Annotated in this window: 20 protein-coding genes and 3 riboswitches; of the genes, 15 read left to right on the forward strand and 5 right to left on the reverse strand. The window is 62.2% G+C overall.

The features are described 5' to 3' along the window. Positions 1-32: 32 nt before the first annotated feature. Positions 33-158: riboswitch (molybdenum cofactor riboswitch) on the reverse strand. A 229-nt stretch (positions 159-387) separates the two neighbouring features. The 12 genes from Q1K49_RS11975 (at position 388) to Q1K49_RS12030 (ending at position 14,814) form a co-directional block, all read left to right on the forward strand. Continuing rightward, complete coding sequence (locus Q1K49_RS11975) at positions 388-3,177, forward strand: molybdopterin-dependent aldehyde oxidoreductase (RefSeq protein WP_300526257.1); 2,790 nt, start codon at positions 388-390, stop codon at positions 3,175-3,177. 144 nt (positions 3,178-3,321) lie between these two features. Next, the gene (locus Q1K49_RS11980) at positions 3,322-3,771 is read left to right on the forward strand and encodes a cupin domain-containing protein (RefSeq protein ID WP_300526258.1); all 450 of its coding nucleotides are present in this window, start codon (positions 3,322-3,324) and stop codon (positions 3,769-3,771) included. Next, positions 3,768-4,928, forward strand: coding sequence for a pyridoxal phosphate-dependent aminotransferase (locus Q1K49_RS11985; protein ID WP_300526259.1), 1,161 nt, complete (start codon positions 3,768-3,770; stop codon positions 4,926-4,928). The genes Q1K49_RS11980 and Q1K49_RS11985 overlap by 4 nt, the downstream gene beginning before the upstream one ends. Positions 4,929-5,218: 290 nt before the next feature. Further along, positions 5,219-5,337, forward strand: a riboswitch (molybdenum cofactor riboswitch). 98 nt (positions 5,338-5,435) lie between these two features. Then, positions 5,436-6,161, forward strand: coding sequence for a response regulator (locus Q1K49_RS11990; RefSeq protein ID WP_300526260.1), 726 nt, complete (start codon positions 5,436-5,438; stop codon positions 6,159-6,161). Between the two features lie 121 nt (positions 6,162-6,282). Beyond that, on the forward strand, positions 6,283-7,119 hold the full coding sequence (locus tag Q1K49_RS11995; RefSeq protein WP_300526261.1) for an XdhC/CoxI family protein: 837 nt from the start codon (positions 6,283-6,285) through the stop codon (positions 7,117-7,119). A 468-nt stretch (positions 7,120-7,587) separates the two neighbouring features. Beyond that, positions 7,588-8,073 carry an NAD(P)H-dependent oxidoreductase subunit E gene (locus tag Q1K49_RS12000; RefSeq protein ID WP_300526262.1) on the forward strand — a complete coding sequence of 162 codons (486 nt, stop codon included), beginning with the start codon at positions 7,588-7,590 and terminating at the stop codon, positions 8,071-8,073. Between the two features lie 16 nt (positions 8,074-8,089). Beyond that, on the forward strand, positions 8,090-8,488 hold the full coding sequence (locus Q1K49_RS12005) for a (2Fe-2S) ferredoxin domain-containing protein (protein WP_300526263.1): 399 nt from the start codon (positions 8,090-8,092) through the stop codon (positions 8,486-8,488). A gap of 32 nt (positions 8,489-8,520) precedes the next feature. Continuing rightward, positions 8,521-10,314, forward strand: coding sequence for an NADH-quinone oxidoreductase subunit NuoF (gene nuoF / locus Q1K49_RS12010; protein ID WP_300526264.1), 1,794 nt, complete (start codon positions 8,521-8,523; stop codon positions 10,312-10,314). Between the two features lie 19 nt (positions 10,315-10,333). Further along, positions 10,334-12,103, forward strand: a complete 1,770-nt coding sequence (locus tag Q1K49_RS12015; RefSeq protein WP_300526265.1) for an NADH-dependent [FeFe] hydrogenase, group A6 — start codon at positions 10,334-10,336, stop codon at positions 12,101-12,103. Positions 12,104-12,273: 170 nt separating this feature from the next. Continuing rightward, positions 12,274-13,107, forward strand: coding sequence for an ABC transporter permease (locus Q1K49_RS12020; protein WP_300526266.1), 834 nt, complete (start codon positions 12,274-12,276; stop codon positions 13,105-13,107). A gap of 10 nt (positions 13,108-13,117) precedes the next feature. Continuing rightward, positions 13,118-13,852 carry an ABC transporter ATP-binding protein gene (locus tag Q1K49_RS12025; protein ID WP_300526279.1) on the forward strand — a complete coding sequence of 245 codons (735 nt, stop codon included), beginning with the start codon at positions 13,118-13,120 and terminating at the stop codon, positions 13,850-13,852. 14 nt (positions 13,853-13,866) lie between these two features. Then, positions 13,867-14,814, forward strand: coding sequence for an ABC transporter substrate-binding protein (locus Q1K49_RS12030; RefSeq protein ID WP_300526267.1), 948 nt, complete (start codon positions 13,867-13,869; stop codon positions 14,812-14,814). A gap of 18 nt (positions 14,815-14,832) precedes the next feature. Here the strand turns inward: Q1K49_RS12030 and Q1K49_RS12035 are convergent, their stop codons facing one another. The 5 genes from Q1K49_RS12035 to Q1K49_RS12055 form a co-directional block, all read right to left on the reverse strand. Beyond that, complete coding sequence (locus Q1K49_RS12035; RefSeq protein WP_300526268.1) at positions 14,833-15,957, reverse strand: putative sulfate/molybdate transporter; 1,125 nt, start codon at positions 15,955-15,957, stop codon at positions 14,833-14,835. Positions 15,958-16,216: 259 nt separating this feature from the next. Further along, positions 16,217-17,296 carry an ATP-binding cassette domain-containing protein gene (locus Q1K49_RS12040; RefSeq protein ID WP_300526269.1) on the reverse strand — a complete coding sequence of 360 codons (1,080 nt, stop codon included), beginning with the start codon at positions 17,294-17,296 and terminating at the stop codon, positions 16,217-16,219. After that, positions 17,293-17,988, reverse strand: a complete 696-nt coding sequence (locus Q1K49_RS12045; protein WP_300526270.1) for an ABC transporter permease — start codon at positions 17,986-17,988, stop codon at positions 17,293-17,295. The genes Q1K49_RS12040 and Q1K49_RS12045 overlap by 4 nt, the downstream gene beginning before the upstream one ends. Before the next feature lie 182 nt (positions 17,989-18,170). Beyond that, positions 18,171-19,037 carry a substrate-binding domain-containing protein gene (locus Q1K49_RS12050; protein ID WP_300526271.1) on the reverse strand — a complete coding sequence of 289 codons (867 nt, stop codon included), beginning with the start codon at positions 19,035-19,037 and terminating at the stop codon, positions 18,171-18,173. 36 nt (positions 19,038-19,073) lie between these two features. Beyond that, positions 19,074-19,931 carry a substrate-binding domain-containing protein gene (locus Q1K49_RS12055; protein WP_300526272.1) on the reverse strand — a complete coding sequence of 286 codons (858 nt, stop codon included), beginning with the start codon at positions 19,929-19,931 and terminating at the stop codon, positions 19,074-19,076. Positions 19,932-20,145: 214 nt separating this feature from the next. Beyond that, a riboswitch (molybdenum cofactor riboswitch) is annotated at positions 20,146-20,265 on the reverse strand. A gap of 265 nt (positions 20,266-20,530) precedes the next feature. On the opposite strand from Q1K49_RS12055, the gene Q1K49_RS12060 reads away from it, so the two are divergent. The 3 genes from Q1K49_RS12060 to Q1K49_RS12070 form a co-directional block, all read left to right on the forward strand. After that, the gene (locus Q1K49_RS12060; RefSeq protein WP_300526273.1) at positions 20,531-21,448 is read left to right on the forward strand and encodes an S-adenosyl-l-methionine hydroxide adenosyltransferase family protein; all 918 of its coding nucleotides are present in this window, start codon (positions 20,531-20,533) and stop codon (positions 21,446-21,448) included. A 49-nt stretch (positions 21,449-21,497) separates the two neighbouring features. Continuing rightward, positions 21,498-22,427, forward strand: coding sequence for a PhzF family isomerase (locus Q1K49_RS12065; RefSeq protein WP_300526274.1), 930 nt, complete (start codon positions 21,498-21,500; stop codon positions 22,425-22,427). A gap of 168 nt (positions 22,428-22,595) precedes the next feature. After that, positions 22,596-23,018: iron-containing alcohol dehydrogenase (locus Q1K49_RS12070; protein ID WP_300526275.1), on the forward strand; the 423-nt coding region annotated here is incomplete at its 3' end.

The following is a 23,018-nucleotide window of genomic DNA, read 5'->3' on the forward strand; positions in this document are numbered from 1 at the left end:
CGACATTTCTTCCCCGAGGGCACGGAGAAGGAAAAGCGCCGACGCATCCTCCTTTCCGAAAGCGGGAGGCACATCCGTTTCCGGGTGTACCCTGTCGTCCGGTTTCCCTAGGCGACTACGCACCCTTAGGAAGATCCGGCTCGGAGGTTTTGTATACTGAATACTCTTTCACCTTATTCATTACATTACCCAACAACTCCTTCGTTGTCAACCCCTGCGGTGAAAGGTTTCCCGCAATGCCTCCCGGCCAAAACGGGTCAAAATGGAGCACAATTCGCACAAAATCTTGTCTCTCCAACACGTACTCCGCATACTGAGCTTGGCATAATGCCCTGCGGCAGGAACCAGGAAGAGGCCAACACCATTTGCGAGGAGGCACGGAGAGCCATGCAGAAGTATCACGTCAAGACGGTTCGGGTCAACGGAATCCCAAATCGCGTCATCGCGGATCCGGAGGAGAAGCTCGCCAAGATCATCCGAAACCAGCTAGGTCTCACGGGAACAAAGATCGGGTGCGGCTGCGGCCAGTGCGGGGCCTGCAACGTCATTGTAGACGGCAAGGTGGTCCGCTCCTGCATCGTTCCATGGAAGAGCATCCCGGAAGACGCGGAAATCCTCACCATCGAGGGCATCGGCACCCCCACGAAGCTCCACGCACTCCAGTGGGCCTTCATCGTCTGCGGCGCAATCCAGTGCGGCTTCTGCACACCCGGATTCATCATGGCCGCCAAGGGACTTTTGGACGAAAATCCCTCCCCCACGAGGGAGGACGTCCGGGACTGGTTCCAGAAACATTGGACAGCCTGCCGCTGCACCGGTTACAAGCAGATCGTGGATTCCGTCATGGAGGCGGCGGCGGTGCTCCGGGGCGAGAAGGAAATGGAAGACCTGGCGAAGATGCTCAAACCCGGCCAGTCCGTATGGGGAAGTACCTACCCGCGGCCGAGCGGAGTCTACAAAGCCACCGGAACATGGGACTTCGGCGACGACACGGCCCTGAAGCTTCCCGAGGAGACACTCTTCGCCGTACCGGTCTGCCCGGAGACGCATCACGCGAAAGTGAAAAAGATCGACCTCACCGCCGCGGAAAAAATGCCCGGCGTCGCAAAGATCGTCACCGCCAAAGATCTTCTCGCCAACAAGGGAACCAACCGCATCCGCGGTCAGGTGGGGTCTCCCACGGCCACCACGGACGGATGGGAGCGGCGAATCATCGTCGAAGAGGGCGACAAGATCCGCCAGTGGGGCGAATGCGTGGCCATCGTCTGCGCCGCCACGGAGAAACAGGCCCGGGAGGCCGCCGCGGCCGTCAAGGTCGATCTGGAGGAACTGCCCGCCCTTCTCCACGTGAAGGACGCCATGAAACCCGACGCCCCCAAGGTCTACGACGAGATCGAGGAAATCGACGGTATCCGGAACTGCTTCAACAAGCGCCCCCTCATCAAGGGTGACGATCCGAAAGCAGACATCGACAAGGCCGCGCATGTGGTGGAGGACGAATTCTACAGCAGCCGCCAGCCTCATCTGACCATCGAAACGGACTGCGGCTTCGGCTACTACGACGAAGAAGGGCGCCTCACCCTGCAGACCAAAAGCATCTGCGTCTACCGCCATCAGCTCATGATCTCCCGCGGCATCGGCCTCGCGCCATCCAAGCTCCGGGTGATCCAGAACAACATGGGTGCCTCCTTCGGTTACAAGGTCGCCCCCACGAACGAACCCCTCCTCGCCGCATGCGTGCTCGCCACGGGACGCCCCGTTTACATGCGCCTCGACATGAAGGAGCACATCGTGCGGACGCCCAAGCGCTCCCCCTTCCTCATGAAGATCCGCATCGGCGCGGACGAGAACGGCAAGATCGTCGGCGGCGAGCACACCTGGTATGTGGACCACGGCCCCTACTCCGAGTCCAGCCAGGACCTCACCAACAAGGGCGGCCAGTTCTTCCTGGCTCCCTACCACGTGGACAACCTTCGGGGATGCGGCTACACCTTCTTCACCAACCACCGCTGGTGCGGTGCCTTCCGCGCCTACGGCGCACCCCAGACCTACTGGGGCGGCGAAACCGCTATCGACATGCTCGCCGAGAAGTGCGGCATGGATCCCCTGGACTTCCGGGAGAAGAATCTGATCCGTCCGGGAGACACGCTCCCGAGCGGACAGAAGTCCGAGGTCTATCCGCTCCAGGCCATGGTCACCCGTATCCGCCCCTACTACAACATCGCCAAAAAGCGCGCCGCCGCTCTCTCCACCGACGAGGTCAAACGGGGCGTGGGCATCGCCTTCGGCATCTACAACTCCAACGATGACGGCCCGGACGAGGCGAACAGCAACATCGAGCTCACCAGGGACGGCGTGATCCTCTACAACACCTGGGAGGACCACGGACAGGGCGCGGATATCGGCTGCGTGGGCACCGCCCACGAGGCACTCAAGCCCATCGGCATCAAACCGGAGCAGATCAAGCTGGTGCTGAGCGACACCGCCAAGGCTCCCAACAGCGGCGCCGCCGCGGCGAGCCGCAGCCAGGTCATGGTGGGAATGGCCATCGTCGAATCCTGCCGGAAACTGCTCGACGCCATGCGGCGGGATGACGGAACCTACCGCACCTACGACGAAATGATCGCGGAGGGCATTCCCACCTTCTACGAAGGCTACTGGAAGGCAACGCTCCGCAACAACGAGGGAGAAGTGCAGCACTGCACCGACATGGACGGCGCGACGGGGCAGGGATATCCCTTCGCCAACCACATGTTCGGCATCTTCCTCGCCGAAGTGGCCGTGGAAGTCAAGACCGGCAAGACCACCGTCGAGAAATTCACCCTCTGCGGGGACGTGGGCAAGATCAACAACTTCCTCGTCGTGGACGGCCAGCAGATGGGCGGCATCGCCCAGGGCATCGGCCTCGCCATCAAGGAGGACTTCGTGGACGTGAAGACCCACAACAACCTCCTCACCTGCGGGTTGCCCTACATCAAGGACATTCCCGACGACATTCAATTGATCCACATGGAAACCCCCCGGGAATTCGGCCCCTTCGGCGCTGCCGGGACGGGCGAGATGCCCCTCTCCGCGCCGCACGCGGCGGTGGGGAACGCGATCTGCAACGCCGTGGGCGCCCGGGTGAAGGACCTGCCCATCACCGCCGAGAAAATCCTCGCGGCGATGAAGAAATAACCTGCTCGGCGCTCCGTCTCCGAGACGGGCGCCCCGGGTTCCATCAACGATCCGTTCGGATCCTTCTCCGGGAGATGCGGAACCGTGCAACGACGGGACCGCATCTCCCGGTCGCACCACTCCGTGAAAAGGAGGCGACAGGACATGTCGGAAGAGACGAAGGTCGGACAGGGAGGACTCGTCGAGGATCTGCCCCTCTGGGATGCCTCCGCACTGGCTCCGAACGTGCGGAAACGAATCATCTTCGGCCCCGGACAGTTCTGGGACGACTACGTGATGCGCCATTTCACCCTGCCTCCGGGGGAGAAAATTCCTCCGCACAGACATGCCTGGGATCACTTCGTGCTCTCCCTCAAGGGACACGGCCGCGTGGTGGTCCAGGGTGAACCGATCGACCTCGAGGCAGGACGGTGGGGACGTGTCCCCCCCGACGTGGAACACGTCTTCGAGAACCCGGGGGACGAGGACTTCGTGTTCGTCTGCATCGTACCCGCCCACGGAGACCCTCACGCGAAGAAGACCGCCATGCGGGCCGAGCGGGCCGCCCGAAAGGCAGCGAAAAACGGCGCCGAGGAGGGGGCGGGGACACCGTGAGCCTGAAACAACACGTTGCCGTGAGGTTCTCCCGACTCGAACCCTCGGCGATGATGAAAATGTTCAAGGCCGCAGCAAAACGGACGGGACTCGTCAACCTCACCCTCGGCGAACCGGACGTTCCCACCGATCCGCGCATTGTGGAAGCGGCCCGCCAGGCCGGGCTGGCCGGTGAGACGCATTACACCCAGAGCCGAGGAAACCTCAGCCTCCGAGAGGCCGTCAGCCGCCGTTGGGCAGCTAAATACGGCTTCGTCCAGGATCCGGAGGAGATCCTCGTCACCACCGGTGGTTCCCAGGCGTGTTGGCTCGCCTTTCAGACCTTGCTCGAGCCGGGTGACGAAGTTCTTCTGCTCGAACCCTACTTCACCTTCTACGCCCAGCAGGTCCGCTACAATCAGGGCGTCCCCGTGGCAGTCCCCTGCCGGAAGGAGAACGATTTTCTCCCCCTCGAGGAAGACCTGCGCCGGGCCGTCACCCGCCGAACGAAGGCGCTCGTCGTCAACTCTCCCTGCAACCCTTCGGGGGCCGTCTTCGACAGGGCGACACTGGAGGGCATCGCCCGCGTCGCCCTGGAACAGGACCTGTGCGTTCTCTCCGACGAACTCTACGAGTCCTACGTTTTTCAGGGAAGTCACATCCCCTTCGCCACCCTGCCGGGCATGCGGGAGCGGACTCTCACCATCGGAGGATTCTCCAAATCCTACGCCATGTGCGGCTGGCGGATCGGCTATGCCATGGGACCGGAAGAACTCCTCAAACCCATGGACCTCCTCGCCATCGTGCAGACCCTTTCGGTGAACAGCATGGTGCAACGCGCCGCCGAATTCGCATTGAGCGAGGCTCAGGATGCGGAACATGCCATCGTCGATACCTACCGGCGACGAACCCGGTACGCCGCGTCCCTGGCGAGAGAACTGCCCGGTGTCGATGCCGCACCGCCCAGGGGAGCCTTCTATCTTTTCGCCGATATTTCCGGAACGGGAATGAACGGAGACGCCTTCGCGCTCCGTATGCTGGAGGAAGCCGGTGTCGCCCTCACCCCGGGCATCGCTTTCGGCGAGACATGCGGTGACTTCATCCGCATCGCCTGCACGGTGGACGAGAAAAAACTGGAGGAAGCCTTCTCGCGCATGGCAGCGGTTCTCCGCTCCTGATCGACGCGCCGGAGAGCCGACTACTTCCCCTTCTTTCGCCGTGCACCGAACGAGAAGACGCCCCGCCACGCCTCCTCGGGAGAGAAGTGCGGCCAGAGATGTCCTGCATGCGACGCGGACACCCTCGTTGCATGGAGTTCCGCCCGTTCCCACGCGCCATGCAAACATAGCTCCGGGGAAAATGCTCCTTTGCCCCATTGTGAAAAGGCAGGACCACAAGAGAGAGACTCCTTTCCCACTCATGCGGGAAAATTGCACGAATTCGGAGGATCACGTATAATGTATGTTCGAAGTGATAGAGCCTCCGAGTCGACGTTCCTAACGGCCCAGGCCCACGGGTGTCGACCGATAGGGTTGTCGTGGAAACGCGACCGCCTCCCGTGCGGAAAGGAGGAAGCCTCCTATGGTGCCCGGTTTCCCGTGCAATCGTTGTTCGTGTTTCGAAGCCGTTTTTCCTGTGCTCGAGCGTATCGCCGGGTCAAGCAACCTCACCCGGGAGATTCGGCCATGAGAGGCCCGTTCGTGCCCCATTCTCTCGACGCAATCGTCGCCGAACAGGATTCCTCCCAGAGAAGCCTCTATGCCGATCTGGTTCGAGAGCAACCCGGCTACCGTCTTGTCGGAGAAGTCGGTTCCGGTGAAACGCTCCTCTCCTTTCTCGCCGACGAACCTCCGCAGTTGGTGGTGCTCGACTTCGCCCTTCCCGGCCTGGGAGGACTCGAGGGCTTCCGCAAGGCCCGCAGCGACTATCCCCGGCTGGATTGGGTGGTCCTTGTCCGTCCGGAAGAGCCCGATGCGATTCGCGGCGCAATTTGTTTGGGTGCTTTCGACTGCCTCATCCGCCCCTTTCTTTCCTCCCGTCTCCGGGCAGCGCTCTCGGCATACCGCACGTTCCATCGAGAACTGGTGACCCGCCGTACTCCCTGGCGGCAGGACGAACTGGATCACCTGGTAGGGCTGAAACGAGGCGCCATTCCCCCCGACTCGAGCGTGTTTCCCAAGGGAATTCAAAATCGCATCCTCGAGAAAGTCAAACGACTCCTCCGGGACGCCCCAGGGGGGCTCTCTGCCTCCGAAGCGGCGGAACATCTCGGCATGGGGCGCTCCACGACCCGGCGCTACCTCGAGTATCTCGCCGAGACATCCCAGGTGACCATCGATTTCGATGTAGCACCCGTGGGCAGGCCTTCGAAACGGTACGTGGCCCTCTCGGGAACAGCACAACGACATTGAAACACTGTCACCGCGCCATCCGAAACGCCGGAGAAACATACCATCCCTTTGCGACGGCACACGCCGCAGCAAAGGGCAATTCAGAGACGTTCATTCGACTCGAAGGGAGCGGAGAGTGCCGATGAATCAGGCAATTCTCGAACAGATCATGAAAGACCTCGCCAAGGGAGTTCCGGGAGTTCTGTGCACCGTGGTCGACGTGGAGGGCTCCACACCGCGAAATGTGGGCGCCTCCATGTGGGTGCGCCCCGACGGAGGCATCTCCGGCACCGTGGGTGGAGGCGTCTTCGAACACCACACCATTCGAGAGGCATTGGCATTGCTGGATTCCGAAAGAGATCACGCCCTTTACAAGGAAGGGCTTCACTACGATGGATCGGATCCGAACAGCGCCGCATGTGGCGGTGATATCTCCGTCTTTCTGGAAGTCGTCGGTCGGGAACGGGAGCTCGTGATCTTCGGCGCGGGACACGTGGGCAAAGCCCTTGCCCAGGCAGGACAGTTCGCTGGATTTCGTGTCTCCGTCTGGGACGAGCGGGAGGAATTCGCCAACGCCGAAAACATCCCCTGGGGCACCACCATCGCCTGCCCCCTGGAAGAAATTTTCGACAGAGGGCTGAAGCTGCACGGACGAAGTTTCGTCGTCATCGCCACCAGAGGACACGCCCTCGACTCGGAGGTGGTAAAGACCATCGAACACTGCGACGCCGCCTACGTGGGCATGATCGGCTCCATGCGCAAGATCGCCTTCGTCCGGAAACGCCTCCTCGACGAAGGAGTCTCGGAAGCACACCTGAACCGTATCTACCAACCCGTCGGCCTTCCCATCCGGGCGGAGACACCCGAAGAGATCGCCATCTCCGTGGTGGCGGAACTCATTGCGGTACTCCGCAAGGGAGATCTGTCCTCCCTCAGGAAGGGACTCAACGGAGGCAACACACCGACAACGCGGGAATGAACCGAGAGCGCGGAGTACCCCGTGGAATCGACGAAGACCGTCGGAAACACCTGCCCCTTCTCGAAGAAAAAGCGGGGTTGCATTCTTTGCTGCAACACGTATCATGAGAACCAATTTCTCTCTATGAGGAAGGAGGACGGTTGTATGTTTCGTTCGGGTCCGTACGTGCGATATCCGACTCCTTAACGCACTCCGCTTTCTCCCGCCTTCGAAACCCGGATACACGTAAAAAATCGCCTGAGCGTCCTTCTTGAAAGGCGAATGTGGGGATTCGCCTCGAGAAAAGGGGGAAGGTGAGTTTTTTTGCCTTGACTAGGGAAAATTTTCACTATATGGTGCATGCAGGGGATTGCAGGGCCGGTTCCGACATCTTTCCTTCGGCATTGTCGTAGCATCCAACGCATGTCGCCGCAAGGAACCCAGGCGGAAACCATCCACCCCCTATTCGAAAAAAGAGGAGGCCATGCAATGTGCACATGCTCTGTCAAAGAGGATCCGCGCTTCACTGAACTTGCGGATTTCATCGCCTCACTTCCGGATCGGAAGGGCGAACTCATCACCGTCCTCCACAAGGCCCAGGGGATTTTCGGCTATCTCCCCCGGGAGGTTCAGGAATTCGTGGCGGAACACATGGAACTCTCCCTCGCGAAAGTCTACGGCGTCGTCAAGTTCTACTCCTTCTTCACCATGACGCCCAAGGGACGTTTTCCCATTTCGGTCTGCATGGGAACCGCATGCTATGTCCGAGGCGCCGAGGATGTGGTGGCGGAACTGTCCAAGCAGTTGAACATTGCCGTCGGGGAAGTGACGGAGGATGGAAAGTTCTCCCTGGACACGCTCCGCTGCGTGGGGGCCTGCGGTCTGGCTCCGGTGGTCATCGTGGGGGAAAAGGTGTATGGACGGGTCGTGCCCAAGGACATCGAGGGCATACTCGCCGAGTACGCCCAAGCCTGATCCGGAGGTGAACATCATGTCGAAAATTCAATCCCTCGATGCGCTCAGAAAACTTCAGAAAGAACTCACCAGCGCCACGGACCTTCGAGAAAAAGGGCAGAACATCGAACGGCTCGTGCAGGTGAAGGTCAGCATGTCCACCTGCGGCATCGCCTCCGGGGCACGGGAGACGCTTGCGGAATTCATGCGCCTTGCGAAAGAGCGGGGCCTGACGGAGATCGTCTTCACCCAGACGGGATGCATGGGCTACTGTCACTCGGAACCCACCGTGGAGATCACGCGCCCGGGAGAAGAGCCCATCGTCTACGGCAATGTCAAGGGTGACCGTATCCGGGAAATCCTCGACAGCTACATTCTCCGCGGCGAAATGGTGGACGGAATCATTCCCACAGCCTACCGGACCATCCACGAATGAGTCGGACGGACGCGAAAGGAGAACCACAACCCATGCCGGAAATCAAAATGCACCTCCTGGTCTGCTGCGGTACCGGCTGCATCTCCTCCCAAAGCGACCGGATCGTGGAGAGCCTGAAGACCGCGCTGAAAAACCGTAATCTGCAGGACGAGGTGAAGGTGGTCCTGTCGGGATGCTTCGGCTTTTGTGAAAAAGGCCCCATCGTCAAGGTGGCACCGGACAACACCTTCTACGTCCAGGTCCGCCCCGAGGACGCCCAGGAAATCGTGGACGAGCATGTTCTCAAGGGGCGCAAGGTTCAACGCCTGCTCTACGTGGATCCCGAGACGGAAGAGCATATCGCCGACTCCAAGCACATGGGCTTCTACAAGAAACAGATGCGCATCGCCCTGCGAAACTGCGGTTTCATCGACCCTGAGAACATCAACGAATACATCGCCCAGGGAGGTTACCAGGCCCTCGGCAAGGCTCTCTCGGAGATGACGCCCAAGGACGTCGTGGAAGAGATGAAAAAATCCGGCCTCCGCGGCCGGGGCGGCGGCGGCTTCCCCACGGGACTCAAGTGGGATTTCGCAGCGAAACAGCAGGCAGGGACGAAGTACGTCATCTGCAATGCCGACGAGGGCGACCCCGGTGCGTTCATGGACCGCTCCATTCTCGAAGGGGACCCGCACTCGGTGGTGGAGGCCATGGCCATCTGCGGCTACGCCATCGGCGCCCAAAAGGGAATGGTCTACATCCGTGCGGAATATCCCCTCGCGGTGAAACGCCTCCGCAAGGCCATCGACGACGCCCGCGAGACGGGCCTTCTCGGAGAGGACATTCTCGGGACAGGCTTTTCCTTCGACATCGAACTCCGCTACGGTGCGGGAGCCTTCGTCTGCGGCGAAGAGACGGCCCTGATCCGCTCCCTGGAGGGAGAACGGGGCGAACCGACGAGCAAGCCGCCCTTCCCCGCCGAAAAGGGCTTCTGGGACAAGCCCTCGAACGTGAACAACGTGGAGACCTTCGCCAATGTGCCGGTGATCCTCACCAAGGGCGCCGACTGGTTCGCTTCCATCGGAACCGAGAAATCCAAGGGCACCAAGGTCTTCGCCCTGGCGGGAAAGGTGAACAACGTGGGACTCGTGGAAGTGCCCATGGGCACCACGCTTCGGGAGGTCATCTTCGACATCGGCGGAGGCATCCGGGACGGCAAGAAATTCAAGGCGGTCCAGACCGGAGGTCCCTCGGGAGGATGCCTCACGAGCAAGCACCTGGACACGCCCATCGACTTCGACAACCTCGTTGCGGCGGGCTCCATGATGGGCTCCGGCGGTATGATCGTCCTGGACGAGGACAACTGCATGGTCTCGGTGGCCAAGTTCTATCTGGAGTTCACGGTGGACGAGTCCTGCGGCAAGTGCGCCCCCTGCCGCGTGGGCAACAAACGTCTCCATGAAATTCTCGAGAAGATCACCCAGGGACACGGCACCGAGGAGGACCTCGCCCTTCTCCGCTCTCTCGCGCAGACCATCAAGGACACGTCCCTCTGCGGCCTCGGGCAGACCGCACCGAACCCGGTGCTCTCCACGCTGGACAACTTCTGGGACGAATACGAGGCCCATGTCCGGGAGAAACGCTGCCCTTCGGGGAAATGCAAGGCGCTGCTCTCCTTCGTCATCGACCCCGAAAAATGCAAGGGCTGCACGCTCTGCACACGGGTCTGCCCCGTGGGAGCCATCACGGGCAAGGTGCGGGAACCTCACCTGATCGCCCAGGAAACATGCATCAAGTGCGGCGCCTGCGCATCGGCATGCAAGTTCGATGCCATCGCCAAGAAGTGAAGATCGGAGGGGTCGTAGAATGCCGGAATCGATGGTGCATCTGAAAATAGACGGAAAAAGCGTGGAGGTCCCCAAGGGATCGACGATCCTGGACGCGGCCCGCAAGCTCGACATCGACGTGCCGACCCTCTGCCACCTGAACCTTGAGGGAACGCCCATGGTGAACAAGTCCGCCTCGTGCCGCATCTGTGTCGTGGAGGTCAAGGGACGGCGCAACCTCGCTCCCGCCTGCGCCACTCCCGCGGACGAGGGGATGGAGGTCCGCACCAACACGATCAGGGTCCTCAATGCGCGCAAGACGGTTCTCGAACTGCTCCTGTCGGACCATCCGAAGGACTGCCTCATCTGCGCCAAGAGCGGCAATTGCGAACTCCAGGATCTCGCGGAGCGTTTCTGCCTTCGGGAAAACCGTTTCGACGGAGGCGAACAGAGCCACTACGCCCGGGACGTCTCCCCCGCACTCATCCGGGACATGGACAAGTGCGTTCTCTGCCGCCGCTGCGAGACCATGTGCAACGACGTTCAGACCGTGGGAGTGCTGTCCGGGGTGAACAGAGGCTTCAAGGCCGTGGTGGCCCCCGCCTTCGAAATGCCGCTGGAGGAATCGGTCTGCACGTTCTGCGGCCAGTGCACCGCCGTGTGCCCCACGGGAGCGCTGGTGGAGCGGGACTATTCATGGAAGGTCATCGAGGCTCTCGCCGATCCGGACAAAGTCGTGGTTGTTCAGACCGCTCCGGCGGTGCGGGCGGCCCTCGGCGAACCCTTCGGCATGCCTCCCGGAACGCTCGTGACGGGGAAGATGGTGGCGGCACTTCGGGCCATGGGCTTCGACTATGTCTTCGACACGGACTTCGCCGCCGACCTCACCATCATGGAGGAGGCCAGCGAATTCCTGGATCGTCTCACCCGACATCTGCAGGGAGACACGTCGGTCCGCCTGCCGATCCTCACCTCCTGCTGCCCCGCCTGGGTCAAGTTCTTCGAGCACCGCTATCCCGATCTGCTCGACGTTCCCTCCACGGCGAAATCCCCCCAGCAGATGTTCGGCGCCATCGCCAAGACCTATTTCGCCGAGAAAATCGGCGTTCCCAAGGAGAAACTGGTGGTCGTCTCCGTCATGCCCTGTCTGGCGAAGAAATACGAATGTTCCCGGGAAGAATTCTCCTCCGGCGGCATCGCCGACGTGGACATGTCCATCTCCACCCGCGAGCTGGCGCACCTGATCCAGAGGGCGAACATCGATTTCCAGGGACTTCCCGACGAGGATTTCGACAAACCTCTTGGTGAATCCACCGGCGCGGCGGTCATCTTCGGCACGACGGGAGGCGTCATCGAAGCCGCCGTGCGGAGCGCCGTGGAATGGGCCACCGGAAAGGCCCTCGAAAACGTGGACTTCGCCCAGCTCCGCGGCTTTGACGGATGCCGGGAGGCGACGATCCAGGTGGGCGATCTGGCACTTCACATCGGCATCGCCCACGGCCTTGGCAATGCGCGCAAGCTCCTCGACGCGGTCCGCTCGGGAAGCGTCGCGCCCTTCCACGCCATCGAGATCATGGCCTGCCCCGGCGGCTGCGTGGGCGGCGGCGGACAGCCCTATCACCACGGACACATGGAGATCGTCCGCAAACGCGCCGAGGCGCTCTACCGGGAGGACCTCGGCAAACCGCGCCGCAAATCCCACGAGAACCCGGACATCATCCGCCTCTACGAGGAATTTCTGGGCAAACCGCTGGGAGAGAAGTCCCACCATCTCCTGCACACGCACTATTTCAAACGTCACGGAATCTGATCGACAGAACGCAGAATGCCGCATTTCTCCGGTCTCGCCTTTTCGGCGAGACCGGAAAAATGCGGCAAGACACCATCGAAGACACGGAGAAAACTCGGGAGAATGAGAGCGAAGAGAAATGCGGAATCGATGGGACATGAATTGTTCCGCGCAGTGAGGCGACGACCGTCATGACCGGGAGGGAAAGAACAGGACAACCAGTCTCCGCCGAAGCCGAACGGAGACCTTCTGTTCCAGGCTCTTCCGGCCTGCTTGAAGGACTGCTCTTTCCTCTCGCCATCCTCGGTTTCTGGTGGATCGGAAGTGCCCTGGGACTTTGGAACACCTTCCTCCTTCCCTCTCCCGCCTCCGTGGGAAGAGCCGCGGTCAGGCTGATCCGAAGCGGAGACCTCCTGCGCCACATCGGCGCCAGCAGCCTGCGCGTTTTCTGGGGCTTCGGCCTCTCCTGCCTGACGGCCTTTCCTCTCGGCGTCCTTTTGGGGGTCCGGCCGCGCCTCGGACGGCTCGTCAACGGGACACTCGAATTTCTACGTCACGTTCCTCCCCTCGCGCTCCTGCCGCTGCTGCTTCTCTGGTTCGGCATCGGGGAAGCATCCAAAACGGCCATCATCGTCCTGGCCGCGTTCTTTCCCATCCTCCTCAACACTGTGGACGGCATTCGCCGCTGCGATCAAAACCTCGTCGAGGTGGGGGTCAGCCTCGGCCTCTCCGAGGGAGAACGTCTCCGGCGCATCCGTCTTCCCTGGGCGCTTCCGTCGATCCTGACGGGACTCCGGCTGGGGCTCGGGTACAGTTGGCGCGCCCTCATCGGCGCCGAGCTCATCGCCGCCTCGTCGGGGCTCGGCTATCTCATTCACGACGCCCAGGGGCTCTCCCGGTCGGACATCATCGTCGTGGCCATCGTCACCATGGGTTTTCTCGGAGCTCTGGTGGACGACCTTTTCTTCCGTCTGGCCAAACACCTCGTTCCCTGGAAAGGAGGCGACGGCCACGGAAGGAATTAGCCTCCAGGGCATCACAAAAAAATATCCCCTCGGAAAGGAAACCGTCAGCGCTCTCGACGGTCTTTCCCTCTTTCTTCCGAAGGGAAGTTTCACCGTCGTGCTCGGCAGAAGCGGTTCCGGAAAGACGACCCTGCTCCGCCTTCTCGCAGGACTGGAAAAACCCACGGAAGGGCGTATCCTCCTTCCGGAGGAGATCTCGACCCGGGGTCGTTCCGCCGTGGGGTTCGTCTTTCAGGAACCCCGCCTCATGCCGTGGCTCACGGCGGGGGAAAACGTGGCTTTCGCCCTCGAGGGACGCCTCGACAAAGCGACCATCGCCGACCGAACGGCGTCGATTCTGGCGATGCTCGGGCTTGAGGCATTCCGCGACGCCTACCCGGACCAGATCTCGGGCGGCATGGCGCAACGCATCGCCCTGGGGCGGACCCTCGCCCTCGATCCGGAGGTGGTGCTCATGGACGAGCCGTTCGGTGCCCTGGACTCTTTCACCCGCCGTCGTCTCCAGGACGAGATCGCAGCGCTCCATCAAAGGACCGGCAAGACCTTCCTCTTCGTCACGCACGACGTGGAAGAGGCCCTGGCCCTGGGGGAAACCATCGTGGTCCTCGATGCCGGCCGCATCGCGGACCACCTGGACATCGCCCTTCCCCGGCCGAGGGAGACGGGCTGCCCCGAGTTTCTGCCCCTGCGTCGCCGGGTCCTGGAAGCCATCGTCGGCAAGACATCTCTCGCCGAACATCGTTGAAGGAGGTCTTCGCCATGCGCACGCGATGCAAACTCTCCCTGCCCTTCGCCCTGCTCGTCCTCTTTTTCACGGCTATCGTCTCGAACGGAGCTGCAACGGCACGCACGCTCTCCGTTCCCTATGTAAAAGCGATGTTGAACATTCCGGCCATCCTGGAAGTACGGCTCGGCCTTCTGGAAAAAGCCTTCGCCCGGGAAGACGTCACCGTGACACTCCGGCAGATCGACGCGGGACCGCTGCAGATTCAGGCATTGGCCTCCGGGTCCATCGACTTCGCCAATTCCCTGGGAGGCACGCTCCTGTTGCCTGCCGCGGCCGCAGGACTCGATCTCCGGATCGTCGGCGTCAGTGCCCGCTCGCCCAAGACATTCGCATTGTTCACCACCGCACCGGAGATCCGCACCGTGGCGGATCTGGCCGGAAAAACCGTGGCATGTCCCAAGGGGACTCTGCCGCATCAGCTTTTGCATGCGGCTCTTCGTCAGGAGGGAATCGATCCGTCCACGGTAACACTGCTTTCCCTGGCGCAACCCGAAGTGCTGACGGCCCTTCTCGGCGGCAAGACGGACGCGGCGGCTCTGGGAGGCACGGCAGCGGATCGGGCAGCCGCTGCGGGAGCCCGTCTTCTCGCGGACGGAGAGGGAAAGATCGGGGGCATCACCTATCTCGTGACCACCGGAGACTTCGCTCGGAAACACCCCGGCCTGATCCGGCGTCTTCTCGAGGCCCGTGCGGAGGCAGTGGCGTTTCTGCGGGAGCACCCCGAGGAAGCATTTCGCCTGGCATCGGAAGAGACGGGACTTTCCATTGAAGCCCTCCGGTCTCAGGCGGAACGCTGCGACTACGATCCGACGCTGCGCCCTGCCGACAGAGAGGATCTTGAAAACGTGCAAACCTTTCTCCTCGACACGGAAATCCTTTCCGCTCCCCTGTCTCTGGAGGATCTGTACGCGCTGCCCTGACACACGGAAGGCATCGTGTCAGGGTTCGGATTTTGTCTCATCGCCGGAAATGCGCGGGAGCAGGATGTGATGTGCGAAGAGCCCCGCGAGAAAACCGAAGGCCATGTTCGTCGCCAGAGAGACCGCAAGGGTGGCGAGGAGGGGAAGCAGATGCCGGTCGCGCTTCACGAGAACCAATGACGTGGTGAGCTGGAGCCCCACCAGGAGCATCATGGCGCCGATGATGGCCCCGGGAAAGCGCTCGAAGAGCCGTGCCAGCGAACTGCCGAGAAAGAGCCCGAGCGTGACCTCGAGCACTCCCTCGATGATGTTGGCCCCGCCCGTCCTGGCGCCGAAGTAGTATTGCCCCGCGAGTCCTCCCGCGCCGGAACAGAGAGGAAAACCGCCGAGAAAGGCCCCGACGCAGTTCATGATGCCCATGTTCAGGGAAAGGCGTCGTTCGCTCACCCGCCGGTCCGGCCAGTATTCGCTGATGAGGGCGGACGTGGCGATCACCGCGTTGGTTGCCGTGAGGGGAATCTGGGCGAAACCACCCTGGACCAGGGAGTGCCACATGTCTCCCAGGGCAAAGCCGGTCAGCGGAGGCAACGAGAATCGAATTCCCGGAAGGGACGCGAGATCCCCCCGCACGGCGAGGATGATCACCCCCATGCCCATGAGCACGAGCGCCGCGGGGGCGCGGGCGTTGTCCCGAAGCAGGAGCACCACGAGAACCGAGGCGACGCCGAGCAGCAGGTCCCCGTCGATGAGGCGCAGCGCTTCCAGGGCGAGGAGCACCCCAAGAGCGGCCTGGATTCCCCGCACCACCGAGGGAGGAGTGATCTTGGCGACGCGGTCGATGAGCCCCGTGGCGGCGAAGAAGAGCCACACGAGCCCCATGGTGAAGGTCGATGCGAAGACCAGATAGGGGGGCCAATGTCCCGCCACGGCAGTCACGGCAAGGACCTTCATGGGTTCCACGGGAAGCGGCAGACGATACACGAGACCCGTGACGATGTTGGCGAGGCCCATCACGACCAGAAAACCCGACGGATCGAGACCACAGGTCACCATGTACCCCACCGCGAGAGGAAAGAGCGTGCCGAAATCGCCCATGGAACCGGCGAGTTCACGCAGAGAAAACTCGAAGGAACCACATTTCACGAAAATTCCTCCTTGCGCCTCTCGGAAAATCCCAATCCCGGCACCCTGCATCGCCTGGACCGTGCCGGAGCATCCCGGAATCTCCTCTCCGACCGCAAAAACCCTGCACGGACTCCGGCGGCGACCAGCGGCAACCAGCGCCAGCTCGCATTCCCCGCCTCAATGCTTTCCCGAAAACCGCGGATTCTTTTCCTCGGCGCCCTCACACCTCCGTCCGGACAAGGAAGCGTGCCCTCCGCTCCGCCCCCTGCGCTTGCGCTCAGAGCCAGCGGAAGGCAGTGGCCTTGACGAGAGCCAAGACTTCCTGGCCGGGATGGAGCCCCAGCTCGCGCACGGCCTCGGCGGTAAGCCGCGCCGAGAGAGAGAGCCCGCCTGCGGCAACCTTGACGAGAACCCGTCCGGTGCCGTTTTCGTAGAGCATCTGGGCGACGGAACAGCGAAGCGCGTTGCGGGCGGAAATACCCTCGGGGAGGGAGAGGGCGAGGAGAAGGGAGCCCGGGTCCACCGCGGCCACCGCCTCCGTGGAAACGCCTCCGGGGGGGCGGACCGCACGCAGGATCTGGCCGTCCGTCAGGCGACGGAGCACCATTCCTCCCGCCTCTTCCCCCCAGGGGCCGGAGACCAGGTTTTCCGGGCCGACGCCGACGATCTTGCCTCCGTAGAAATGGACTACCTCGTCGGCCACCTCGTTCAGCCAGAGGATATCGTGGCTCACCACCACAAGAGTGGTTCCCCATTCATCCCGTGCGCGCAGCGCCGCTTCCTTGATGCGCGCCGCACTCTGCACGTCCACGCTCGCCGTGGGCTCGTCGAGCAGCAATGCCCGGGGACGCAGCACGAGACGCGACGCCAGGGCCACCCTCTGGGCCTCTCCCCCCGAAAGTTGATACCAGGCGCGAGAGGCGAATCGCTCGGGGTCGAGCCCAACGGTCCTCAATCCTCCAAAGACCCTTTCGCGCATCTCCTCCCCGGACAGGCCGCCCCGGACCCGCAGCCCGTAGGCCACGTTCTCGAAGACGCTTCGCTTCAGGAGGTAGGGTTCCTGCAGGAGCAGCGTGACCTCGCTCCGGGCATTCTCCAGGGACATCTCGCTTCCCCGTCCCTCCGCATCGCCGTCACCGCCGTTCCAGAACGTCCGTCCGCCGAACCACAGGGAACCGCCGCTCGGCGTGTCGAGAAAGGCGAGGATCCGGAGAAGTGTGCTCTTGCCGCTGCCGTTGGGACCGACGAAGCCCACGACACTCCGCTCGGGAATGACCAGATGCTCCGCATCGAGCACGGTCTGCGTTCCGTAGGCGCGTTTGAGATTCCGAACCTCGTAGAGGGCATCTCCGGTCATGTGCGCACCCTCCTTCGCAGCAGCGACGCGGACCCGTTCACCAGAAAGGCCACCAGAAGGAGAACCAGCCCGAGGGCGACCCCCAGAGCGAACTCCCCCTTTCCCGTCTCAAGGGTGATGGCGGTGGTGATGGTCCGGGTGTGCCACTTGATGTTGCCTCCGATCATCATGGAGACCCCCACCTCGGAGATGATGCGCCCATAGGCGCTCGCCGCCGCGAGGAGCACACCGTAGCGGGATTCGAGCAGGCTCGCCAGGGCGAGTTGACTCCGCCCCGCCCCCAGTGTGAGCAGCGTGAGAGAAAGGCGCCGGTCCAGGCTCTCCACCGCAGTGGCCGTCATGGCCACCACCACGGGAAGCGCGAGGATCACCTGCCCGATGGCGACACCGGGAAGCGTGAAAAGGAGTCCCAGTTCCCCCAGGGGGCCCCTCCGAGAGACGAACGCGTAGACGAGCAGCCCGACAACCACCGTGGGCAGGGCGAGGAGCGTGTCCACCACGGCACGGCAGATCCTTTTTCCCGGAAACTCCGCGTATCCCAGAAGAAAACCCAGGGGGATGCCCAGGGCGAGACTGACTGCGATGGAGAGGGACGAGAGCTTCATCGTGGTGAAAATGGCGTCCCAGGTCTCCTCGTCGCCGGCCAGAAGGAGCGACAGAGCCTGCAGAACACCTTCAGCGATATAGTCCATGGAAAATCCCCCCAGACGGAATGATGGAAACACCTCGCGGGAAAGACGATCCTCCCGCCCCTCGGAACACGTGACACCCTGAAGAAGCGAATTTTTTCACCTCTGAAAACGGATCGCCGGCAGAGGAAACGGCCCCCGCCGGCGATCCGACACGTTCCGGGACCAACACATCCCAGGAAGGTCTACTGGGGATGCTTCGCCTTCCACTCGTCGGAATTGGGGAAGAAGAGCGGCTGCCCGTACTTGTCCGCGCCAAATTCCTTAATGATGCCCTGGGCTTCGTCACCGCAGAGCCAGTCCGTGAAAGCCAATGCCTCCGCCACGTTCAGGCCGGAAAACTTGTCGGGATTCACCCGGATCACGGCGATGTAGTTGAACAGGAAGGGATCTCCCTCCACGAGCACCTCGAGGGAAACGCTCTTCCCCAGGGTGAGTACCGTGGCACGGTCCATGAGGACATAGGCGTTCCGGCGGTCGGCAAACTGCGTGGTGGCCTTGTTGCCCGCCTTGCCGATCTCGTAGAGGACGTACCAGTCCCCCTCGGGCTTCATGCCCGCCTTTTCCCAGACTTCCATCTCTTTCACGTGGGTTCCCGAGTTGTCCCCCCGGGTCACGAAAGGCGCACCCGCTGCGGCGATCTTCCTGACCGCCTCGGCGGCGTCCTTCATCCCCCGCACACCCGCGGGGTCTTCCTTGGGGCCGAGGATGACGAAATCATTGTACATCACATCCCGCCGGTCGATGCCGAACCCGTCCGCGACGAACTTGTCCTCCAGCTTCCGGGCGTGGACCATGACCATGTCGAAGTTCCCCGTCTTGGCCTTTTCGAGGGTCGCCCCCGTTCCTGCCCCCTCGAAGACGACCTTGATCCCTGTGTTCTTCTCGAAGGTGTCAGCGAAAACCTTCACGATGCCCGCGTCGATGGGGCCGATGGTACTGGAGAGCCGCACTTCCTTTGCCGCACTGGCGGGAAGCGCGGCAAGCACCGCGACGGCCACGACGAAGAGAAGAAGTGCAAGGCGCTTGTTCCACGTCTGTCGACGAATCATTCTCAGGACTCCTTTCGTGCTTTCCGCCTGCCGGGACTATTCTCCCGCGTTGGGGAAGAAGAGCTGTTTTCCGGAAAGTTTGAACTCCGCGATGACCTTCTGCGTCTCGGGAGCAACGATCCAGTCGATGAACTTCACCGCCAGGTCGTAGCGGGCGTCGCTCCACTTCGCGGGATTGACGGCGATGACGCTGTACTGGTTCCGCAGAGCCTTGTCGCCCTCGGAGAGGATCACCAGGGGAGGATTGCCCTTGTGGTTCTCCTCGTACTTGATGAAGGTGCCCCGGTCGGTGAGCGTGTAGCCGTTCCGCTCGGCGGCGATGTTGATGGTCTGGATCATGCCCTGTCCGACCTGGATATACCAGGGCTCCTTGTCGGGAACGGTGATTCCGGCTTCTTTCCAGAGGGCGAGTTCCTTCATGTGCGTACCCGATTTGTCGGCGCGGCTCGTGAAGACCGCACCTTTCGTCGCGATGGCCTTGAGGGTCTCCACGGCGGAAAGTCCCTGTATCTTCGCCGGATCTTCCTTGGGCCCGACGAAGATGAAGTCGTTGTACATCACCTGGCGGCGGTTGGCGCCAAAGCCGCCGTCCAGAAACGCCTTCTCCGACTCGGGATCGTGGACGAAGAGAATGTCCACGTCGCCGTTCTTACCGAACTCGATGGCCTTTCCAGTTCCAACAGCGACCCACTGAAGTTCGATTCCGGTCGCTTTCTGGAAGAGGGGCGCCAGGTAGTCCAGAAGTCCCGTGTTGTCCGTGCTGGTGGTGGTGGCCATGCGCAGCACAGGCGCCTTCGCCGCGGCGACGCCGCCAAGTACGAGGGCAAGGCCGACAATGAGGACGAGAAGGAGCGAAAAGCGCGGGAAACGGGATGCAACGCTTCTTCGATGCATGCGGTTTCATCCTTTCTTTTCGAGCAGGTGCCGCACCTGCCGCGGCACGGGGAAAATACCATCCTGTAAAAGAATCAGCGCGGAAAATCGTTTCAAAGGACTCGTTCCTCAGAACACAACAGGTTTCCCTTCCGCTTTCCGGGGCTGCCCCTTCCATGCGACGACGGGGACAAAAAACGTCCACCCGTCGACGGACAGATAGACAGCAGAGGCCGAAAAGCCTGCATCCCCTCCTTTCCGAACACGGGAGGCATCTTCGTTTCCGAAGGCGCCCTTCGGTCCGTTTCCATAGGATCGCTCCCGCAGGAACACGGACTCGGAGGTGTATATGAATGTTTCTCGTTTCAACGAACCGTACATACTGTACCCAGAAGACCGGAACGCGTCAACCCCGCCGTGAAGAACTGCCGTCCATCCCCATGGTGGAGTGCAGGGGAAACACATTGTCTCTTTCCTTTCCCGGCGCTCTGACAGATAATACCGAACAGTGACGATTCGCCGACCCGACCGGGGACAGCCCCTCCCGCAACAACAGAAGAGAGAGGAACCCCCATCGACCGGATCGCCCCATCTCCAATGCAGAAGGGAGCCTTCTTCTCATGAACACACTGCGCAAGCGCATGGGCGTCGCGGTGTTCCTCCTCGTGCTTCTTCTTTCTCTCGCGGAGGCGGCGACGACAAAGACCGCCCTGGTCTTCCAGACCGACTTCGGCCTCAAGGACGGCGCGGTGTCCGCCATGAAGGGCGTCGCCTTCGGCGTTGACACCGACCTTCCCCTGTTCGACCTGACCCACGAGATTCCTCCCTACTCCATCTGGGAGGCCGCCTATCGCCTGTACCAGACCCTGGAATACTGGCCCACGGGCACGGTGTTCGTCTCCGTGGTGGATCCCGGCGTGGGGACGGAACGCCGCTCGGTGGTGGCAAAAACGAAGGACGGCCGTTACATCGTCACGCCGGACAACGGAACGCTCACCATCGTCGAGGAGCGGGCGGGCATCGACGCAGTGCGCCTCATCGACGAAACGAAGCACCGGCTGCCGGGATCTGAGCAGTCCTACACGTTCCTCGGTCGCGATCTCTTCGCGTATGTGGGGGCCAGGCTCGCCTCGGGGAAACTCTCCTTCGAGGAAGTGGGGCCTCTTGTCGAGGACACCCTGGTGCGCATTCCCTACCAGAGGGCGGAGATCCGGAACGGGGCTGCGCTGGGAACGATTCCCGTGCTCGACATCCAGTACGGCAACGTGTGGACCAACATCGGCAAGCCCCTCTTCGACACGCTCAAGCCCGCGTTCGGGAAAAAATACGAGGTGACGATCTCCCGGGAGGGGAAAGAGGTATTCAAGGGGAACATCCCCTACGTGAACACCTTCGGCGACGTCCCCGAGGGAGAGCCGCTGCTCTTCTACAACAGCCTCATGGAGCTGTCCCTGGCCCTCAACATGGACAGCTTCGCCGAGAAATTCGGCATCGCCTCCGGACCTGAATGGTCCGTGTCGGTGAAGCCCGCGGACTAGCGCGGCGCGATCCGCCCCACATCCAGGAACGCGAGAGAGGAGAACGCCCGTGAAAACCTACACGCTCTACCAGATCGACTCCTTCACGAGAACTCCCTTTGCGGGCAATCCCGCCGGAGTGATCACCAACGCGGACGGACTTTCCGACGACGCCATGCAGCGGATCGCCCGGGAGCTGAACAATTCGGAGACCGCCTTTTTCCTGTCCCCTCCGGACGATACCTGTGACGGACACCTGCGCTACTTCACCCCCACGACGGAGGTGCCCGTCTGCGGCCACGCCACCATTGCCGCCCTCTACGCCAAGGCGAAGGAGGCGAATCTGGGCGGCCGGGTTCTCCGCATCAAGACCGGGGTGGGCATCCTGCCCGTGGAAGTCCGCGACGACGGGACAGATTACACCGTCTCCATGACCCAGGGGAAATTCGTACTCTCCGAGCCGCTGCAAAAAGAGGAAACAGACGCGCTTCTCGCCTCCCTGCACCTTACGGCCGACGAGATGGACCCCCGATGTCCCGTGCGGATCGCCTCCACCGGCCACTCCAAGGTGATGGTCTGCCTGAAAAGCGCACAAACACTGAACGCACTCGAACCCGACAATGCGGGTCTCACGAATCTCAGCCGACGGATCGGCTGCAACGGCTACTTTCTGTTCACCTTCGACACCGCCCGGGAGGGCATCCTCACGGAGGGAAGAATGTTCGCCCCGGCGGTCGGCGTGGCCGAGGACCCCGTCACGGGCAACGCCCATGGGCCGCTCGGAGGGTACCTGGTCCGTTTCGGCCTGGCCCGGCCCGGGGACGATGGAGTCTTGCGTTTCACGGGTTTTCAGGGCGAGAAGATCGGCCGCCCCGGAAAGGTGCACGTGGAAGTGCGCGTCAGAAACGGAGAACCGGAGACGGTGAAGATCCGGGGGGAAGCGGTAATCGTGTTCAAAACCACCCTTTCCGTTCCGGCATCGGCGGCCGTGCCCCGGTGAGGAAACGGGACACGGCGGGGAGATCGCGACGGGACGTCGGCACCTGAGCCGGAACCGATCCGAACGTTCACCCGCCGCATCGGGCCGGTGCATGTCTTCCGAAGAAAGCGGCGTCAAAAGGGACAGTGCGGCAGGCAGGCACAAGAGACAGTGAAGGAGGGGTTTCTTTTGGACATCAGGAACAGTTTCAGTTTCGAACTTCCCACGCGGATCGAATTCGGCGCCGGCGTTTCCGCCACCATCGCCATGGTGCTGCAGGAGCTGGGAAAAAAGCGTCCGCTTCTCGTGACGGACCGTGGTGTGATCGACGCGGGAATCCTCGCACCGATCACCCGGGTTCTCGAAAAAGAAGGAATTGCCTTCGAGGTCTTCAGCGCGGTGGAGCCGAACCCCAAGGACAGGAACGTCATGGAGGGCGCCGCCGCCGCCGTGGCGTTCGGAGCGGACTGCCTTCTCGCCGTCGGAGGCGGAAGCCCCATCGACTGCGCCAAGGGCATGGGCATCGTGGCGACCCACGGAGGAAAAATCCGGGACTACGAGGGGCGGAACGCGGTCACCGGAGAAACGCTGCCCCTGGTCGCCATTCCCACC

Origin of the sequence: Aminiphilus sp. (assembly GCF_029975095.1) — a bacterium.
Taxonomy (GTDB): Bacteria; Synergistota; Synergistia; order Synergistales; family Aminiphilaceae; genus Aminiphilus.

Excerpts from the sequence above, each read along its gene's own strand:
- Q1K49_RS11975 (WP_300526257.1), top strand. The coding sequence starts at position 388 with ATGCAGAAGTATCACGTCAAGACGGTTCGGGTCAACGGAATCCCAAAT.
- Q1K49_RS11980 (WP_300526258.1), top strand. The coding sequence starts at position 3,322 with ATGTCGGAAGAGACGAAGGTCGGACAGGGAGGACTCGTCGAGGATCTG.
- Q1K49_RS11990 (WP_300526260.1), top strand. The coding sequence starts at position 5,436 with ATGAGAGGCCCGTTCGTGCCCCATTCTCTCGACGCAATCGTCGCCGAA.
- Q1K49_RS11995 (WP_300526261.1), top strand. The coding sequence starts at position 6,283 with ATGAATCAGGCAATTCTCGAACAGATCATGAAAGACCTCGCCAAGGGA.
- Q1K49_RS12000 (WP_300526262.1), top strand. The coding sequence starts at position 7,588 with ATGTGCACATGCTCTGTCAAAGAGGATCCGCGCTTCACTGAACTTGCG.
- Q1K49_RS12005 (WP_300526263.1), top strand. The coding sequence starts at position 8,090 with ATGTCGAAAATTCAATCCCTCGATGCGCTCAGAAAACTTCAGAAAGAA.
- nuoF (WP_300526264.1), top strand. The coding sequence starts at position 8,521 with ATGCCGGAAATCAAAATGCACCTCCTGGTCTGCTGCGGTACCGGCTGC.
- Q1K49_RS12015 (WP_300526265.1), top strand. The coding sequence starts at position 10,334 with ATGCCGGAATCGATGGTGCATCTGAAAATAGACGGAAAAAGCGTGGAG.
- Q1K49_RS12020 (WP_300526266.1), top strand. The coding sequence starts at position 12,274 with ATGACCGGGAGGGAAAGAACAGGACAACCAGTCTCCGCCGAAGCCGAA.
- Q1K49_RS12030 (WP_300526267.1), top strand. The coding sequence starts at position 13,867 with ATGCGCACGCGATGCAAACTCTCCCTGCCCTTCGCCCTGCTCGTCCTC.
- Q1K49_RS12040 (WP_300526269.1), bottom strand. The coding sequence starts at position 17,296 with ATGACCGGAGATGCCCTCTACGAGGTTCGGAATCTCAAACGCGCCTAC.
- Q1K49_RS12045 (WP_300526270.1), bottom strand. The coding sequence starts at position 17,988 with ATGGACTATATCGCTGAAGGTGTTCTGCAGGCTCTGTCGCTCCTTCTG.
- Q1K49_RS12050 (WP_300526271.1), bottom strand. The coding sequence starts at position 19,037 with ATGATTCGTCGACAGACGTGGAACAAGCGCCTTGCACTTCTTCTCTTC.
- Q1K49_RS12055 (WP_300526272.1), bottom strand. The coding sequence starts at position 19,931 with ATGCATCGAAGAAGCGTTGCATCCCGTTTCCCGCGCTTTTCGCTCCTT.
- Q1K49_RS12060 (WP_300526273.1), top strand. The coding sequence starts at position 20,531 with ATGAACACACTGCGCAAGCGCATGGGCGTCGCGGTGTTCCTCCTCGTG.